The 16,419-nt window shown below is 41.2% G+C and carries 17 protein-coding genes; 8 read left to right on the top strand and 9 right to left on the bottom strand.

Features of this window, described 5'->3' with window-relative positions; genetic code table 11:
- The first annotated feature begins 97 nt into the window (after positions 1-97).
- Entirely contained in the window at positions 98-1,357 is a 1,260-nt protein-coding gene (locus tag DYI81_RS00950; RefSeq protein ID WP_117006459.1) for an outer membrane protein transport protein, read from the top strand.
- Between the two features lie 294 nt (positions 1,358-1,651).
- Positions 1,652-2,782 carry an outer membrane protein transport protein gene (locus DYI81_RS00945; RefSeq protein WP_117006458.1) on the top strand — a complete coding sequence of 377 codons (1,131 nt, stop codon included), beginning with the start codon at positions 1,652-1,654 and terminating at the stop codon, positions 2,780-2,782.
- 85 nt (positions 2,783-2,867) lie between these two features.
- On the opposite strand, the gene thrH is transcribed toward DYI81_RS00945, so the two are convergent.
- A complete protein-coding gene (gene thrH, locus DYI81_RS00940) occupies positions 2,868-3,485 on the bottom strand; it encodes a bifunctional phosphoserine phosphatase/homoserine phosphotransferase ThrH (RefSeq protein WP_106984455.1) in 618 nt (205 codons plus the stop codon).
- 211 nt (positions 3,486-3,696) lie between these two features.
- Here thrH and DYI81_RS00935 point away from each other — a divergent pair, with 211 nt between their 5' ends.
- Both DYI81_RS00935 and DYI81_RS00930 read left to right on the top strand, forming a co-directional pair.
- Positions 3,697-4,431 carry a phosphoadenylyl-sulfate reductase gene (locus DYI81_RS00935; RefSeq protein WP_106984454.1) on the top strand — a complete coding sequence of 245 codons (735 nt, stop codon included), beginning with the start codon at positions 3,697-3,699 and terminating at the stop codon, positions 4,429-4,431.
- A gap of 167 nt (positions 4,432-4,598) precedes the next feature.
- A complete protein-coding gene (locus DYI81_RS00930) occupies positions 4,599-5,978 on the top strand; it encodes a wax ester/triacylglycerol synthase family O-acyltransferase (protein ID WP_117006457.1) in 1,380 nt (459 codons plus the stop codon).
- 119 nt (positions 5,979-6,097) lie between these two features.
- Here the strand turns inward: DYI81_RS00930 and DYI81_RS17895 are convergent, their stop codons facing one another.
- The 6 genes from DYI81_RS17895 to DYI81_RS00905 all read right to left on the bottom strand — a co-directional run bounded on the left by DYI81_RS17895 (position 6,098) and on the right by DYI81_RS00905 (position 10,859).
- Positions 6,098-6,271, bottom strand: coding sequence for a PA1571 family protein (locus DYI81_RS17895; RefSeq protein WP_165382474.1), 174 nt, complete (start codon positions 6,269-6,271; stop codon positions 6,098-6,100).
- Between the two features lie 142 nt (positions 6,272-6,413).
- A complete protein-coding gene (gene rng, locus DYI81_RS00925; RefSeq protein WP_117006456.1) occupies positions 6,414-7,868 on the bottom strand; it encodes a ribonuclease G in 1,455 nt (484 codons plus the stop codon).
- 38 nt (positions 7,869-7,906) lie between these two features.
- The gene (locus DYI81_RS00920) at positions 7,907-8,473 is read right to left on the bottom strand and encodes a Maf family nucleotide pyrophosphatase (RefSeq protein ID WP_117006455.1); all 567 of its coding nucleotides are present in this window, start codon (positions 8,471-8,473) and stop codon (positions 7,907-7,909) included.
- Positions 8,461-8,952: a rod shape-determining protein MreD gene (gene mreD, locus DYI81_RS00915; RefSeq protein WP_117006454.1), complete on the bottom strand. Its 492-nt coding sequence runs from the start codon at positions 8,950-8,952 to the stop codon at positions 8,461-8,463. The genes DYI81_RS00920 and mreD overlap by 13 nt, the downstream gene beginning before the upstream one ends.
- Positions 8,939-9,796 carry a rod shape-determining protein MreC gene (gene mreC / locus DYI81_RS00910; RefSeq protein ID WP_117006453.1) on the bottom strand — a complete coding sequence of 286 codons (858 nt, stop codon included), beginning with the start codon at positions 9,794-9,796 and terminating at the stop codon, positions 8,939-8,941. Before mreC ends, mreD begins: the two co-directional genes overlap by 14 nt.
- Positions 9,797-9,812: 16 nt before the next feature.
- Complete coding sequence (locus tag DYI81_RS00905; protein WP_106984553.1) at positions 9,813-10,859, bottom strand: rod shape-determining protein; 1,047 nt, start codon at positions 10,857-10,859, stop codon at positions 9,813-9,815.
- A gap of 133 nt (positions 10,860-10,992) precedes the next feature.
- Between DYI81_RS00905 and gatC the strand changes: the two genes are divergently transcribed.
- Genes gatC through gatB form a run of 3 tightly spaced genes read left to right on the top strand, consistent with a single transcriptional unit; the run spans position 10,993 to position 14,313 of the window.
- Positions 10,993-11,307, top strand: coding sequence for an Asp-tRNA(Asn)/Glu-tRNA(Gln) amidotransferase subunit GatC (gatC, locus tag DYI81_RS00900; RefSeq protein WP_106984448.1), 315 nt, complete (start codon positions 10,993-10,995; stop codon positions 11,305-11,307).
- A 52-nt stretch (positions 11,308-11,359) separates the two neighbouring features.
- Positions 11,360-12,838, top strand: a complete 1,479-nt coding sequence (gene gatA, locus DYI81_RS00895; RefSeq protein ID WP_117006452.1) for an Asp-tRNA(Asn)/Glu-tRNA(Gln) amidotransferase subunit GatA — start codon at positions 11,360-11,362, stop codon at positions 12,836-12,838.
- Positions 12,838-14,313 (top strand): Asp-tRNA(Asn)/Glu-tRNA(Gln) amidotransferase subunit GatB, encoded by a 1,476-nt coding sequence (gatB, locus tag DYI81_RS00890; protein ID WP_117006451.1) that lies wholly within the window; start codon positions 12,838-12,840, stop codon positions 14,311-14,313. Before gatA ends, gatB begins: the two co-directional genes overlap by 1 nt.
- A 47-nt stretch (positions 14,314-14,360) precedes the next feature.
- On the opposite strand, the gene DYI81_RS00885 is transcribed toward gatB, so the two are convergent.
- On the bottom strand, positions 14,361-15,284 hold the full coding sequence (locus DYI81_RS00885) for a hypothetical protein (protein WP_117006450.1): 924 nt from the start codon (positions 15,282-15,284) through the stop codon (positions 14,361-14,363).
- 433 nt (positions 15,285-15,717) lie between these two features.
- Complete coding sequence (locus DYI81_RS18205) at positions 15,718-15,849, bottom strand: hypothetical protein (protein WP_276310157.1); 132 nt, start codon at positions 15,847-15,849, stop codon at positions 15,718-15,720.
- Between the two features lie 25 nt (positions 15,850-15,874).
- Here DYI81_RS18205 and DYI81_RS18060 point away from each other — a divergent pair, with 25 nt between their 5' ends.
- Positions 15,875-16,246 (top strand): hypothetical protein, encoded by a 372-nt coding sequence (locus DYI81_RS18060; RefSeq protein WP_240627318.1) that lies wholly within the window; start codon positions 15,875-15,877, stop codon positions 16,244-16,246.
- The last annotated feature ends 173 nt before the right edge of the window (positions 16,247-16,419 follow it).

Below are 16,419 nucleotides of genomic sequence, written 5' to 3'. Positions count from 1 at the left end.
CAACATAAAAGCAGGAAAATCCTCCATAAAATATAACAATCGTCACTTATAAAAATGCAGTAACCGAACGAATTTTCACCTCAAGGAAAGATGAAGAATGAAATTGAAAATGCTATCAACAGCAGTATTACTTGCAACATTACCAACTGCGGGCGCATTTGCAGCAGCATTAGACCGTTCTGGCCAATCAATCTCAGCTTTTTTACAACCTGGCAACTATTTCGAAGCAGGTATTTCTGTACTTGATCCAAATGTTTCTGGTACTACGAATGCAACATTAGGTAGTCAAAACACTGGTGATATGGCTGGAGACTATTATTTTCCAAGTGCGGCTTTGAAGCTCCAGTTAACTGATAATTTTTCTTTTGGTTTACTTTACGACCAACCTTTTGGCGCTGATGCTGAATATACTCAGTCAGTTGCTTTTACAAATCCATATCAAGGAAATACAAGTGTTGAAGTTGATACACAAAATATTTCCGCGATTTTCGGTTTTCAACCAACAGAAAACTGGAATTTCTACGGTGGTGGTGTTTATCAAACAGTAAAAGGCAATGTTAAATTACGTGGCGCAGCTTACAGCGTATTCGGTGGATACAATGGTGCTACAGCAGCACCTGCTTCAGCTATTACAGCTTACGATGCAAAAATCAAAGAAGATTCAGCAGCTGGTTGGTTAGCTGGTTTTGCATATCAAATTCCTGAAATTGCATTAAAAGCTTCTGTTACGTATAGATCTGAAATTGAACATAACATGAATGTTCAGGAAACAATTGTAAATCCAGCAGTTATTGGTTTACCAGCTGCGCTTATTCCAGGATATACAGATGGTTCAACTCAAATCACTACACCGCAATCTGTAAACCTTGATTTCCAAACTGGTATCATGGCTGATACAGTTGCATTTGCAAATGTACGCTGGGTCAACTGGAAAGATTTTGCAATTCGTCCTAATAAATTTGGACAATTAGCTACCGCTCTAAGTAAAGCAGGCTTAGTTGCGGGTCAGACTAATGGTTTTGACTTAGTTGCATATTCTGATGATCAAATTTCTGCAACTGTAGGTGTTGGCCGTAAGTTTGATGAAAAATGGGCTGGTAACGTGTCTGTAGGTTATGACACTGGTGCGGGCAACCCAGTTTCTACTCTTGGCCCAACAGAAGGTTACTGGAACGTTGGTCTAGGTTTACAGTTCAGCCCTGCACCTAACTACTTTATTGCGGGTGGTGTGAAATACTTCTGGCTAGGCGATGCTGATGCACAATCTGGTGCTCAATTTAATACGCCAGCTACAGTTGCTAAATTTGAAGACAACAATGCTTGGGCATACGGTCTAAAAATGGGCTACCGCTTCTAATTCAGCCGATTTCTTAAATGACTGCAGTCCGCTGCAGTCGTTTAACTTCTAATTGATCAAACTATAAGCAAACAGTTCACCACCCTCCATACGCTAAAAATTAAAATAATTACTCTATTTTTTTATTCAAAATCATTTAGATAAGTTCACATAAATAGTATTTTTACTCTAGACAACCCTTTTCTATGCATGCATAAGTTCATTTTTAGAGCAAATCTGAGTATTTACTCATTTTTTTTATGTGTTACTTTTCCCTCATTGAACTTCTATGAAAAGTTACAAACAGGGAAATGTATGAAACTAAATCGCCTTAGCCTTGCTATTTTACTCACGGCTTTACCAACATCATCAATCTTTGCTGCTGGTTTAGATCGCTCTGGTCAATCTATTTCTGCCTTTTTGCAAAATGGAAATTATGCTGAAGCTGGGATTACAGTTATCGACCCAACCGTTAAAGGGCAAGATAATTTTCTTAAAAGTAATGTCTCAGATATGGCGGAAGACTACTACTTCCCTAGTGCAGCAGTAAAAGTACAACTAACAGATAAAATTTCGCTCGGTTTATTATATGACCAACCTTTTGGTGCAGATGCACAATACAGCATTGAAAATCAAATTTTTGAGCAAAATAACGAAGGTACTGCTGTAACTGTTAAAACAGAAAATATTACAGCTCTTATTGGTTATCAACCAAATGAAAACTGGAATATCTATGCTGGTCCAGCATGGCAAACAGTGGAAGCAAATGTACGCTTACGTGGTAAAGTGTATGGTGGCTTAAATTATAATCTTGACATAGACACACAAGAGGCATGGGGATGGGTTGCAGGCTTCGCATACTCAATTCCAGATATTGCACTAAAAGCAGCATTAACCTATCGTTCAGAAATAGAGCATGAAGCTACATCAAAAGAAAAATCATTGCTTACAGGTCTAAATACGGTTACAAATCCAATCAATGCAACAACCCCTCAGTCTGTCAATCTTGACCTTCAAACTGGTATTGCAGCTAATACAATTGCCTTTGCTAATATTCGATGGGTTGAATGGAGCCAATTTGCTATTACTCCAAAACACTTACAAACAGCTTCTGGCGGTGCAAACCTTCTTGATTACTCGAAAGATCAATGGTCTGCGAATGTTGGTGTAGGTCGTAAGTTTAATGAAAAATGGGCAGGTTCAGCACTTGTAAGCTATGACACAGGCGCTGGCAATCCTGTAACCACACTTGGACCAACCGAAGGGCATTGGGGTGTAGGTTTAGGTGGTCAATATAGCCCTGAAGAAAACTATTTCATTCACGCTGGCATTCGATATATGTGGCTAGGTGATGCAACAGCTAAAACAGGTACTACACCAAATGTAGGTAGCTTTTCAGATAACAATGCTATCGCATACGGTCTAAAAATTGGTTACCGCTTCTAATTGACATTACAAATTAGGATTAAACAAGAAAGGGCGCCATTGGCGCCCTTCTCTTATTGATTGCTAAATTCACAATCACATTTGATTATTCAGGAATATCACGTACCGATGCTTCACGAATCGCTTGTTTTAATGCTGCATAACCATGAATTGGTGGGAATTGCGGGAATTCTGCAATAACGTTTGCAGGTGCATCAAACAAGAAACCTTTGTCTGCTTCGCCTAGCATCGTCGTATCATTATAAGAGTCACCAGCCGCAATCACACGGAAGTTCAAACCATGTAATGCTTGTACTGCTTTACGTTTTTGATCAGGCTGACGCAGTTTATACGCAGTGATCATGCCATTTTCGTCAGTTTCTAATTTATGACAGAAAATCGTTGGCCATCCCAATTGTTTCATTAATGGATGAGCAAATTCATAGAATGTGTCAGAAAGAATAATGAGTTGAAAATGCGTACGCACCCATTCTACAAACTCTTTCGCACCTTCAAATGGCCCCATATCTGCAATAACCGCTTGAATGTCGTTTAAACCTAAACCATGTTGTTTAAGAATGTTTAAACGTTGTGTCATTAGCACATCGTAGTCTGGGATATCACGTGTGGTCGCCTCAAGCTCCTTAATCCCTGTTTTTTTTGCAAAGTTAATCCAAATTTCTGGAACTAACACGCCCTCAAGATCTAGACATACGATTTCCATGGGTTCTCCCAAATGTCAGTGTTGTAAAAAGTTATTAAAAGTTGTATCTATCATAGCCGATGTTTATATATGAACGCTCAGCTTTATTAATTCTATTTTTTTCATATCAATCTAATTTTTATTAATAAGTCATCTTTAGCATTTCTATTAAAATAGATGTGAAATAAATTAATATAGGTTTGCCGTTTCCAAGCCTATTGCCAGGACACACATGACTACAATCCCAAGTATTAATCTTGTAGATGCACTTGCATCTGAATATGCAGACAAATCTCCGTCTGAAATTATGAAACTTGCACTGAGCCAACAAGGCGAAATTGCGATTTCTTTTTCTGGTGCAGAAGATGTTGTTCTTATTGATCTTGCATCTAATTTAGGTATTCCTTTTCGTGTCTTTAGCCTAGATACTGGTCGCTTACACCCAGAGACCTATCAATTTTTAGATACCGTGCGCAAACACTATAAAATTGATATTGAAATTTGCTTCCCAGAGTCTGAAGCTGTACAAAAACTTGTGTCCGAAAAAGGCTTTTTCAGTTTTTATCAAGATGACCACAAAGAATGCTGTGGTATTCGTAAAGTACAGCCACTACGTAAAAAACTAGCAACTTTGGATGGTTGGATTACAGGTCAACGTAAAGACCAAAGTCCAGGTACGCGTAATGAAATTCCTGTGGTTCAAGCCGACCCTGGTTTTTCAGGTCCTGGCAAGCAACTCATCAAATATAACCCATTAGCTAACTGGTCTAGCGCAGATGTTTGGAATTATATCCGTCTCATGGAAATTCCATACAATCCATTGCATGAACGTGGCTTCACCTCCATTGGTTGTGAGCCTTGCACTCGCCCCGTACTTCCAAACCAACACGAACGTGAAGGTCGTTGGTGGTGGGAAGATGCCACGCATAAAGAATGCGGTTTGCATGCAGGCAATATGAAAAAATAAGCCCATCAAAACCACTGCCCATGCAGTGGTTTTTTTCACCTTATAAATGCACAGAATTTCATTTTTTTTTAAGCTAAACCCGTTATACTGCATAAGAAATCATATAATTCTAACAAGGTAACTCAGACAAGAGTTCCCATAGATATTGCAATGAGGCAATCACCCCTATGCGTCCATTACACCCAATTGACTTTATTTTTCTATCTTTGGAAAAACGGCAACAACCCATGCACGTGGGCGGTCTATTTTTATTTCAAATTCCAGACAACGCAGTCGCATCTTTTATTCAAGATTTAGTCTCAGATATTCGAAACTCAAAGTCGATTCCCATTCCACCTTTTAATAACAAATTGAATGGGTTCTTTTGGGATGAAGATGAAGAATTTGATTTAGATCATCATTTTCGCCATATTGCCTTACCACAGCCTGGTCGAATTCGTGAATTACTTACTTATATCTCACAAGAACATAGCGCACTCATCGACCGTGCTAAACCTTTATGGACCTGCCATATTATTGAAGGAATTGAAGGCAACCGCTTTGCCATGTATTTCAAGATTCACCACGCCATGGTGGATGGTATCGCAGGTATGCGTCTGGTACAAAAATCTCTTGCGCATGATCCAACAACTAAAAGTATTGTACCGCCTTGGTGTGTTGAAGGCCCGCGTGCAAAACGCTTAAAACAGCCCAAAGTCAGCCGGGCAAAAAGTATTTTAGATGGTCTAAAAAGCCAGCTACAAGCCACACCACGTGTTGCCTACGAGCTGTCTCAAACCATCATGAAAGACATGGGACGCAATCCTGACTACGTGTCTAGCTTCCAAGCGCCGAGCTCTATTTTAAATCAGCGTGTCAGCTCTTCACGTCGTTTTGCCGCACAATCATTTGAGTTTTCGCGTTTGCGTCATATTTCCAATGCATTGGGTGTGACGATTAACGATACCGTACTGGCGATTTGTTCAGGCGCACTGCGTGAATATTTAATTCATCAAAATGCACTTCCGAAAAAACCATTGATCGCTATGGTCCCTGCTTCTATTCGTGATGATGACTCAGAAACATCAAACCGTATCACCATGATTTTAGCGAATTTGGGTACGCATAAAGATGATCCACTAGAGCGTTTAAAAATAGTGCGTCGCAGTGTGCTGAATGCCAAACAACGCTTTAAACGCATGAATGCGAATCAAATTTTAAACTATAGTGCGTTTATTTATGGTGCTGCTGGCTTAAATATTGCGTCTGGCCTTATGCCCAAACGTCAAGCGTTTAACCTTGTTATTTCAAATGTGCCAGGCCCTCAAGAGCCTTTGTATTGGAATGGTGCACGTTTAGAAGCCTTGTATCCTGCTTCTATTATTTTGGATGGCCAAGCGCTGAACATTACAATGACCAGTTATATGGATAAATTGGAAGTGGGTTTAACTGCTTGTCGTAATGCATTACCTAAAATGCAGAACTTACTTACCCATTTAGAAGATGAGATTCAAACCTTTGAAGCAATTGTGAATGCCAATCACCCAAAGTTGCAAGCGGTCAGTTAGATTCTCCAATCTGATCGCATTAAAAGAACTTAGCAATCAAATTTAAATCATCTCACTCCCCCTCAGCTTGAGGGTTGAGACTTCAAAATGACAAAAAAATAAGGGGCTCTATATGCCCCTTATTTTTTAATGTGTCTACACTGTTTTAATAATTCATGACAAGCTGAACGAATCATAGATGCTGTAATTTGTACTTCATTACCACGCTCATCTACGATGTAAGCCGTATGCATATTTTTTGCATCCAGTACATGTTTTAAGCCCGTTTCAATCACTGCTTTACTTACACCCATCACACACCTCACTTTGCTAAACCATTTCCCCTCTCTCAATTGAGAAATGGCTTTGGCTATTCGATGTGTCTAGTATTGTAAATCTGAGATTAAAAGTAAAATTTCAGATGTAACAAGTGTTTAACGATATTCTGTTACAATTTCAACTCAGAATGATATCGTATTGCTCTTGCGTATACAGATTTTCCACCTGAAACTTGATTACACGACTAATAAAGTGCTCTAAATCGGCCACTGCAGGTGCTTCGGCTGTTAACAATCGGTCAATCACTGACGGGTGTGCAACCACGGTAAAGCCACCTTGCGATTCAAAAGCACGCGCATATCGTAAGATTTCTCGAAATATTTCATAACATACTGTCTCTGCAGTTTTCACATAACCGCGTCCCTGACAAGTTGGGCAGGACTCACACAACAAGTGCTCTAATGACTCACGTGTGCGCTTACGTGTCATTTCCACCAAACCCAGTTCAGAGACTTGGGTAATTTTGGTTTTGGCATGATCACGTTCGAGCATTTTTTCAAACTGGCTCATCACCTGTTCACGATGCTGTGCTTCTTGCATGTCAATAAAATCAATAATAATAATGCCACCTAAGTTACGCAGTCTTAATTGACGGGCGATCACTTGTGTTGCTTCCATATTGGTTTTAAAAACAGTATCTTCCAGTGAACGACCACCGACATAAGAGCCTGTATTTACATCAATGGTGGTCATTGCTTCGGTCTGGTCAATCATCAGATAACCGCCCGACTTTAAAGCCACACGCGTCTGTAAGGCTTTTTGAATATCTTCTTCAACATTATACAAGTCGAAAATTGGACGCTCACCTGGATAGTGCATGAGGCTATCGCGCATATTCGGTACAAAAACGTCTACAAACTCTTTGAGTTTGCCGTGAATTTCTCGTGAATCGACATGAATTTTAGCGGTGTTTTCGTTGGCCAAATCACGTATAACACGCTGTGGTAAAGGTAGCTCTTCAAAAATTAGCGATGGAACTGCAATACTTTTTTGCTTACGTTGTATGTATTCCCACAGCTTGGCCAAATAAGCCATGTCTTGTGCAATGGCTGCTTCTTCAATACCATCCGCTGCCGTTCTCACAATAACTGAACCAGGAAGCTTATGCTCGGCTTGAATACGCTCGATAATGCCACGTAAGCGATCACGCTCCTCTTCAGACTCAATGCGCTGTGATACACCTGTATGACTACCAAAAGGCATCATGACCAAGTAGCGAGAAGGAATAGATAGGTCTGTGCTTAATCGTGCGCCTTTGGTACCGAGCATATCTTTCATGACTTGAACCGTCAGGATCTGCCCAGGTTGGAGTAATTCAAAGACATTGGGTGTGGGTTGATTACGTGGCCAAACCATATCATTGATATGCAAAAAAGCTGTACGTGAGAGACCAATATCAACAAAAGCAGCTTGCATACCCGGAAGCACACGCACCACTTTTCCCTTATAAATATTGCCCACCAATCCACGTTTAACAGTGCGCTCAACAAATAGCTCATTGACGGTGCCATTTTCAATTAAAGCCACACGACATTCCATCGGTGTGACGTTAATCAACAATTCGTCAGACATAATAAGACTCAAAACATTATAAAAATTCTGTATTGCAGTTAATTTAGTACCTTAACTGTCTTTAATAACTCTACTGTCTCGTGCAAAGGTAAGCCAACCACATTGGAATAGCTTCCTTCAATGCGGGGAATATAGCGCGCAGCTATTCCCTGTATCGCATAGGCTCCCGCCTTGCCAACAGGTTCAACCGTTGCCCAATAGTCTTCCATATCTTGCACAGTAAGTGTTTGAAATTCAACCTGTGTACGCACTACTATACTGTAAATTTTATCTTTTGTACGTACACAAACGCCAGAATACACATCATGGGTGCGGCCAGAAATCTGTTGCCACATTTCAAATGCGTGTTGCTTAGATATAGGCTTGCCTAAAATTATACCGTCTACCCCTAAACTGGTATCGGCAGCAATAATCACGGAATCAGGAAAATGCGCTTGGACAGCTTCAGCTTTTTGAAGCGACAGACGCTCGACGTAGTCTGCAACATGTTCATGTGCTCGAACCGACTCGTCGATGTCTGGGCTAAAAATATCGAACGCAAGCCCGAGCTGTGTGAGCAATTCACGGCGCCGTGGCGAGCTTGAGGCAAGAACTAGATGCGCCATTTATGTAGAAAATAATAAATGACAGGCCAAAACAAAATGCTGGTAAGCAAAGGTTGCCAATGGCGCGCAAATGAAAAGTGAACACCACTCATGACCTGCGTCAGCCAAACAATGGTTAAGTGCGCTAAAACAGCCAAAGCACTAATAATCCATAAATTGCTAAACGTCAGTACACGGCGTTCACGGGTTAAAAACCGTGAAAGAAAGGCAATAAGTACAAAACTTAGTGCATTCATCCCCAATGGGGAATCTAAAAGTAAATCTGCAAATAAACCTGTGCCAAAAGCGAACCAAATACCACACCATGTAGGTTGACACAATACCCAAAAGAGCATGATTAACAACATGAATAATGGTCGCCACCCCGTGATCTCATAAGATAAAGGGTATACCATCAGAATCGACCCTAAAATGACCGAAAAAATAATGGCCATTAAAGGATCGCGTTGTACTTTTGGACTTTGTTTAGCGATCAGCATTCGGTTGCTCCATCGCTAAAGAATCTGAAAATAAAACCACAACGTGATGTCCGCCTGCCAATTGGGCTGCAGGTATCACATCAATTTTAGCAAACTCGCCTGAATTATGACGGCTCACTTTTGCCACTGTCCCCACCAAATAGCCCGCTGGAAAATGTGTGCCTAAGCCTGAGCTATACACTTTTTCACCTACTTTGATGTTGGCACTGGTTGGTACATATTCCATTTTTAAATGGCCTAAATCGCCTGTACCCGTAACAATTGCACGCATACCCGTATGTTCAAGCCGTACCGATAAAGAATGTTCTTTATCAGAGAGCAACATCACACGACTACTATGCGGATAGACATTGATAATTTGCCCCATCACGCCCTTATCATCAAGCACGGTTTGGCCAACGCGCAGTTGACTGGTTGAACCGCGGTTAATCACAATAATATGACGTAGAGGGTCAGCATCTGTACCAATCACTTCTGCAATCTCCATACGCCCATCAATAATAAGCGGTGTATCGAGTAAACCACGCAAGCGTGTATTTTCTGCAGAAAGCTCAGAAAGCTTTTGCAAGCGCACTTGTGCCTGCAATAGCTCTGCCTGCATAGCAGTGTTTTCACGGCGCAGTTGTGCTTCTGATTTGGTTTGCTGGTTGAGCCATTCTCGCGATAACACTGGATAGCTTGCCATGGCATAAATAGGATTATATGCCGCGTACAAGACGTCTCTGGCCGGTTGAATTACGTGTGGCATGCGCCAGTCAAAGAACAGCACAACCAAGCACGTAATTACCGCAATGATAAATGAGCGAAAAGATGGCGGTTGTCTAGAAAACAGTTGAGTTTGCACCCGCCCAGTCCTTTTCTTAGCCTACAAATAACATGTCGTGATTTGGATTATCAAAGAAATCTAGAACTTTTCCACCACCACGAGTGACACAAGTTAGAGGATCTTCAGCAACCACCACAGGCAAGCCCGTTTCTTTCGCAAGAAGTTTGTCTAGGTTACGTAGTAATGCACCACCACCTGTAAGCACAATACCGCGCTCAGCGATGTCTGAAGACAGCTCTGGTGGCGTTTGTTCCAAAGCAGATTTTACTGCTGAAACAATGCTTTGTAATGGATCAGAAATCGCTTGAGTAACTTCATCCGATGTTACTGTAATCGCACGAGGTACACCCTCTGCCAAGTTACGGCCACGAACTTCAATCTCAAGTGGTTTTTGGCCTTCATCAGGCAATGCCATACCCACTTCTTTTTTAATATTTTCAGCAGTGGTTTCACCAATCACACAACCATGCGCTTTACGCACGTAGTTAATGATTTGCTCATCAAATACATCACCACCGATACGGAGTGAATCTGCATATACACAACCTTGTAGCGAAATAATCGCAATTTCAGTTGTACCACCACCCACATCAACCACCATAGAACCACATGCTTGCTCTACAGGCATGCCCGCACCAATTGCAGCCGCCATTGGCTCTTCAATTAAACGTACGTCACGTGCGCCAGCGTTATACACGGCTTCACGAATAGCACGACGTTCAACCAAAGTTGATTTGCATGGCACACATACCACAACACGTGGCGCTGGTGGGAAGAGACGTTTTTCATGCACTTTGCCAATAAATTGGTTCAGCATGGTTTCAGTCACTTCAAAGTCTGCAATCACACCATCTTTCATTGGACGGATAGCAGAAATGTTGGCTGGTGTACGACCTAGCATTTGTTTCGCGTCAAGACCTACTGCGGCAACGATTTTTTGTGAACCACTGTGACGAATAGCCACAACCGTGGGTTCATTTAATATAATGCCTCGTCCTGGCGCATAAATAAGTGTATTTGCAGTACCTAAATCAATGGCTAGATCAGGCGAAAACAAGCCAATTAGTCGTTTTAGAATCACGGGGACGTTCTCAGTTAAACTTTTATATGGACGCAAGGTGGCAACTTTAACTAAATGTGATGATTTGAACAAGTCAATCGCTTATTATAAGCCTCGATATTTTGAATTTTTTTAATACTGATTAGGTAATGTTATGTCTACAACGGATGCACAGCATTCTGCAGATCTCAATGCACAAACAGTTTCATCGATTGCCCATCTGGCTCGATTGTCGCTAGATGACACGCAATCTGCTGAATATGCTCAAAGTTTAAATAAAATTTTAGGCATGATGGACACCTTAAAAGGTATCAATACAGATGGTGTTGAACCATTAAAGAGCCCATTTGATCATCCACAACCATTACGTCAAGACGTGGTATCAGAAAGCAATCATCGCGATGAATATCAAGCAGTTGCGCCAAGCGTGCAAGAAGGCTTGTACCTTGTACCTCGCGTAATTGAGTAATTTCCGATCAAACGCACTATTGTTTCAAATTAAACGTAAAGAAATATTTCTCATGACAGATTTACATCGCTTATCAATTCGTGAATTGTCTGAAGGTTTGGCGGGCGCTAAATTTTCTTCACGCGAATTGACCGAACATTATTTAAAACGCATTGAAAAAATCGATGCTCAAGTCAAATCATACGTGACCGTCACTGCGGAACAAGCACTTGCTCAAGCCGATGCTGCTGATGCTACCATCAAAGCGGGCACTGCATCTGTTTTGACTGGTGTTCCAATTGCGCACAAAGACATCTTTTGTACCCAAGGCATTAAAACCACAGCTGGTTCTAAAATGCTGGATAATTTTATCTCTCCTTACGACGCAACCGTTGTAGCGAAAGGTAAAGCTGCGGGCCTTGTCACTTTAGGTAAAGTGAACATGGACGAATTCGCCATGGGTTCAACCTCTGAAAACTCATACTACGGCGCAACTGCTAACCCATGGAACTTAAGCCATGTACCAGGGGGATCATCTGGTGGTTCTGCAGCGGCTGTAGCAGCTGACCTCGCACCGTTTGCCACAGGTACAGACACAGGCGGTTCAATCCGTCAGCCTGCATCTTTCTGTGGTTTGACTGGTCTTAAACCAACTTACGGTCGTGTATCACGCTTCGGTATGATCGCATACGCATCATCTTTAGACCAAGGCGGCCCAATGGCGCGTTCGGCTGAAGACTGTGCATATTTGATGAATGTGATGGCAGGTCATGATGCGAAAGATTCAACTTCGGTTGAAAAAGACATCGACAACTACGTGGCGAACCTTAACGGTACTTCTGTTAAAGGCTTACGTATTGGTATTCCAAAACAATACTTCAATGTGGCTGGTTTAGATGCCGCAGTTAAAGCACGTGTTGAAGAATCACTGAAAAAATTAGAAGAATTGGGCGCAGTTCTTGTTGAAATTGACCTCAACATGACTGAAAGCTACGTGCCAACTTACTACCTGATTGCGCCTGCAGAAGCATCATCTAACCTTTCACGTTACGATGGTGTGCGTTATGGCTACCGTGCAGAAAATCCGCAAGATATTTTAGACCTCTACAAACGCTCACGTTCTGAAGGTTTTGGTGCAGAAGTACAACGTCGTATCTTGATTGGTACTTATGCCCTTTCTGCAGGTTATTACGATGCCTACTACGTGAAAGCGCAAAAAGTACGTCGTTTAATTCAGCAAGACTTCTTAAAAGCCTTTGAACAGGTAGATGTAATTGCTGCACCGACTGCACCAACCACTGCATATAAAATTGGCGCGTCTTTAGACCCTGTTGAAATGTATTTGGGCGATATTTACACCATCGCGGTGAACTTGGCGGGCTTACCTGCAATTAGTGCGCCTGTTGGTTTTGACCAAGATCACTTGCCTGTGGGTTTACAATTAATTGGCAATTACTGGTCTGAATCACAACTGCTATCTGTGGTACATCAGTATCAACAAGCGACCAATTGGCATACTCAACGCGCTGCAATTGCTGAGGAGAACGCATAATGGCGAAGAATACTGCTAAACCAAAATCAAACCTGATTGATGGTTGGGAAGTCGTGATTGGTATTGAGATTCACACGCAACTTGCAACCAATTCTAAAATCTTCTCAGGTTCATCCACCGAGTTTGGTCAAGACCCAAATACACAAGCCAGCCTTGTTGATTTAGCCATGCCGGGTGTACTGCCTGTTTTAAATAAAGAAGTGGTAGATTTAGCGATTCGCTTCGGTTTAGGGATTGATGCTTATATCGATCAAGCTTCTGTCTTTGCACGTAAAAACTACTTCTACCCTGACTCGCCTAAAGGCTACCAAATTAGCCAGATGGACAACCCAATTGTCGGTTTGGGTCATATCGACATCCAACTTGAAGATGGCACGACCAAACGCATTGGTGTAACCCGTGCACACCTTGAAGAAGATGCTGGTAAGTCGATTCACGATCAGTTTGAAGGCATGTCAGGTATTGACCTCAACCGTGCAGGCACGCCTTTGCTTGAAATCGTATCTGAACCCGATATGCGTTCGGTTGAAGAAGCGGTTGCTTACATCAAAGCGATTCACACGCTTGTACGTTGGTTAGGTATTTCTGACGGTAATATGGCAGAAGGCTCATTCCGTGCTGACTGTAACGTGTCATTACGTCGTCCGGGGCAACCTTTCGGTACACGTTGTGAATTGAAAAACCTGAACTCATTCCGTTTCATTGAACAAGCGATCAATGTTGAAATTGAACGTCAAATGGAAATTTTGGAATGGGATGGCACCATTGATCAGGAAACACGTTTGTTTGACCCGGTGAAGATGGAAACGCGTTCAATGCGCTCGAAAGAAGAAGCGAACGATTATCGCTACTTCCCAGACCCTGACTTGTTGCCTGTGATCATTGCAGATGCGCAAATTGAAGCAGCACGTGCTGCCCTTCCTGAGTTGCCTGCGGCACGTCGTGAACGTTTTGTCGCTGACTTTGGCGTGACTGAGTACGATGCTCACGTGCTTACGCTTACTCGTGAAATGTCAGAGTTTTACGAAGACGTAGTAAAAGCTGCTGGCGGTGCTGCGCAAGGTAAAGTGGCTGCGAACTGGGTGATGGGCGAATTCTCTGGTGCTTTAAACAAAGCGAGCCTAGAACTAGCAGATGCTCCTGTAACAGCAGAAAAACTTGGCGGCATGATTGCACGTATTGTGGATAACACGATTAACGGTAAGATTGCGAAGCAAGTATTCGGCTTTATGTGGGAAGAAGGCAAAACTGCAGACGAGATTATTGCGGAAAAAGGCTTGAAACAGGAAACTGATACAGGCGCAATTGAAGCGATTATTAAAGATGTGCTTGCTGCTAACGAAAAGATGGTTGAAGAGTTTAAATCTGGTAAAGAGAAAGCTTTCAACGGTCTAGTTGGTCAAGTGATGAAAGCAGCGAAAGGTAAAGCTAACCCTGCGCAAGTGAATGAATTGATGAAGAAATTGATTGGTTAATCTAATTATTTTCTAAAAGAAAACCCGCTTTAGAGCGGGTTTTTGTATTAAAAACACATTGCCGGAGGTGTAATAATACATTCCCCCATTAATGGCATTGTATAATTTCCCTGATGATCTACTCCACCTAAACGATAACCAAAATATGAAATTCCTGTTTCAGGAGTAACTCCACCCCCAACTCTAACAAAATATTTATTCGCTATAGCATGCTGAGCATAACTTCCAATAGTAGTAAAATATTCTTCACCATCGACAATTTTTTGCATAACTCGCATCGGAGTACGATAAATAGATTGGTTTTCTGATCGTTGTATTTGTATCTCATGCTGTATTAATTGATTAATATTATCCTTGCGATCACCAAGTAAAATATATTGCAGTTCTTCTGAATCTAAATCAAAAATCGTTCTTTCGATAAAATTATCGAAACACTCAAAATCTTCTGACAATGCATTGTATTCAGTATCAGATAATGTCTGACAAACGATATTATGAGCCTGATAAGTTTCCTCAATAGGACAAAATCCAAAAATACAAATTTCAAATTTTTCTTTTCTATTGCCAGTATTTTTTACATGAGAATACATTACTTGTTTAGCAATATTATTTATTAAATAAACAACATGAGTGATTGGCGGTAGTTTTTGTTTCAGGTTAGTTGGTTCCAAGATAGTAGTTAGTGAATCTATCAAACTTAAGTGTTTAAATAAGTATTCAGCAGTATTTTTAACAGCCATACTTAGTAGAACGTTACCTGCTATAGCCATACCTAGACTATGAGCACGCTCATATTTGATACGCATTGGATCTAATGTAACTTTTAATTCAAGTTCGTAGATTTTAGGAAAAATCTCTAAACTTCTTACTATCCCTCCATCTGAATTTTGATGAGTAATTCTACTATCTGCAGTAGCCCATACATCTGACGAGTTCTCTTCTTTATTCAACCAAACTGCAACTGATGTCATGAAACTCTCCTCTTATTAAATATTTAAACCCTAAAAATATATAAATGATTAATTCTTTTATAACTGAGAGAAATATAAATGATCCTAAAAATATGAAGAGCAAAAAAGTATCGTCTATCGCCAAACTCTAAGACTTGGGACGTATCCAATTTTCAAAGTCTTTTTTTATGCGTGACTTCTACCCTCATTCCCCGCCTTCTCCCAGTGGGAGAAGGAGCTTCCATTACTAATTTAATACCGTTATGGATTCTGTAAAAGAAATCCCCTCTCTTTTAAAGAGAGGATTAGGGAGAGGTAAATCATTTAATTTTCATGAATTTAATTATAAAATCAATTCAAACACTTCACACTAAAAACAACATGACATTTAAAAAAGTATCCTCTCTCGCCAAACTCGAAGACTTAGGTCGCGTTCAACTGTCAAAGTCTTTCTCTATAGTGAAATCGCAAACTGGTACGGTGTACCCAACATCCCCGACCATCCTAATATTGCCATCCGTACAGGCACAGAACTCTGCCAACAACTGCTTGAACCACTACAAGATAAGTTTGGACGTATCGCCATTCGCTCCGCTTATCGCTCACCAAGCGTGAACCAACTTGGCAATGAAAAAGGGCATAACTGTGCAAGCAACGAAAAAAACTTTGCCAGTCATATTTGGGACTATCCCGATACTAATGGCTATGGTGCAACGGCTTGTATCGTTATTCCTTCACTCATAACTTTAATTGAAAAAGATCCAAATAATTGGAAACAGATTGCATACTGGATTCACAATCACTTGCCGTACAGTCGTCTCGAATTCTTTAAAAAAGAAAATACGTTTTGTGCATTCAATATTGGTTGGCATGAAAAGCCGCTTAAAGAAATCAATAGCTATGTGACGGGATCGAAAGGCAAGCTGAAAGTAACACATGACCCAAACCTAGACTATGAAAAGTTGTATCCTGATTTACTGTGATTCCCCCTTGCGAAAATGCTTCTCATCCCAATGGGCGAAAGAGTGTCACGTAATTTCTTAGATACGTGAAATTCCCTCTCCTTCTAGGAGAGGGTTAGGGAGAGGTTTTATTAGCTCCCTCTCCTTAGCAAGATTTAAAGCACTGCTTTAAATTGCAGCGCAAGTGAAGGCTA

The organism is Acinetobacter sp. SWAC5 (genome assembly GCF_003419885.1).
GTDB classification, from domain to species: domain Bacteria; phylum Pseudomonadota; class Gammaproteobacteria; order Pseudomonadales; family Moraxellaceae; genus Acinetobacter; species Acinetobacter cumulans.
The sequence above is the reverse complement of the archived record's forward strand: the minus strand, read 5'-3'. Positions and strand labels throughout refer to the sequence as shown.

What these genes read in the sequence shown, in the direction of transcription:
- rng (WP_117006456.1), bottom strand. Translation starts at nt 7,868, where the DNA reads ATGTCTGACGAATTGTTGATTAACGTCACACCGATGGAATGTCGTGTG.
- DYI81_RS00945 (WP_117006458.1), top strand. Translation starts at nt 1,652, where the DNA reads ATGAAACTAAATCGCCTTAGCCTTGCTATTTTACTCACGGCTTTACCA.
- DYI81_RS00930 (WP_117006457.1), top strand. Translation starts at nt 4,599, where the DNA reads ATGCGTCCATTACACCCAATTGACTTTATTTTTCTATCTTTGGAAAAA.
- mreD (WP_117006454.1), bottom strand. Translation starts at nt 8,952, where the DNA reads ATGCTGATCGCTAAACAAAGTCCAAAAGTACAACGCGATCCTTTAATG.
- DYI81_RS00935 (WP_106984454.1), top strand. Translation starts at nt 3,697, where the DNA reads ATGACTACAATCCCAAGTATTAATCTTGTAGATGCACTTGCATCTGAA.
- DYI81_RS18205 (WP_276310157.1), bottom strand. Translation starts at nt 15,849, where the DNA reads ATGGCGATACGTCCAAACTTATCTTGTAGTGGTTCAAGCAGTTGTTGG.
- DYI81_RS00950 (WP_117006459.1), top strand. Translation starts at nt 98, where the DNA reads ATGAAATTGAAAATGCTATCAACAGCAGTATTACTTGCAACATTACCA.
- gatB (WP_117006451.1), top strand. Translation starts at nt 12,838, where the DNA reads ATGGCGAAGAATACTGCTAAACCAAAATCAAACCTGATTGATGGTTGG.
- gatC (WP_106984448.1), top strand. Translation starts at nt 10,993, where the DNA reads ATGTCTACAACGGATGCACAGCATTCTGCAGATCTCAATGCACAAACA.
- DYI81_RS00885 (WP_117006450.1), bottom strand. Translation starts at nt 15,284, where the DNA reads ATGACATCAGTTGCAGTTTGGTTGAATAAAGAAGAGAACTCGTCAGAT.
- DYI81_RS00920 (WP_117006455.1), bottom strand. Translation starts at nt 8,473, where the DNA reads ATGGCGCATCTAGTTCTTGCCTCAAGCTCGCCACGGCGCCGTGAATTG.
- thrH (WP_106984455.1), bottom strand. Translation starts at nt 3,485, where the DNA reads ATGGAAATCGTATGTCTAGATCTTGAGGGCGTGTTAGTTCCAGAAATT.
- gatA (WP_117006452.1), top strand. Translation starts at nt 11,360, where the DNA reads ATGACAGATTTACATCGCTTATCAATTCGTGAATTGTCTGAAGGTTTG.
- DYI81_RS17895 (WP_165382474.1), bottom strand. Translation starts at nt 6,271, where the DNA reads ATGGGTGTAAGTAAAGCAGTGATTGAAACGGGCTTAAAACATGTACTG.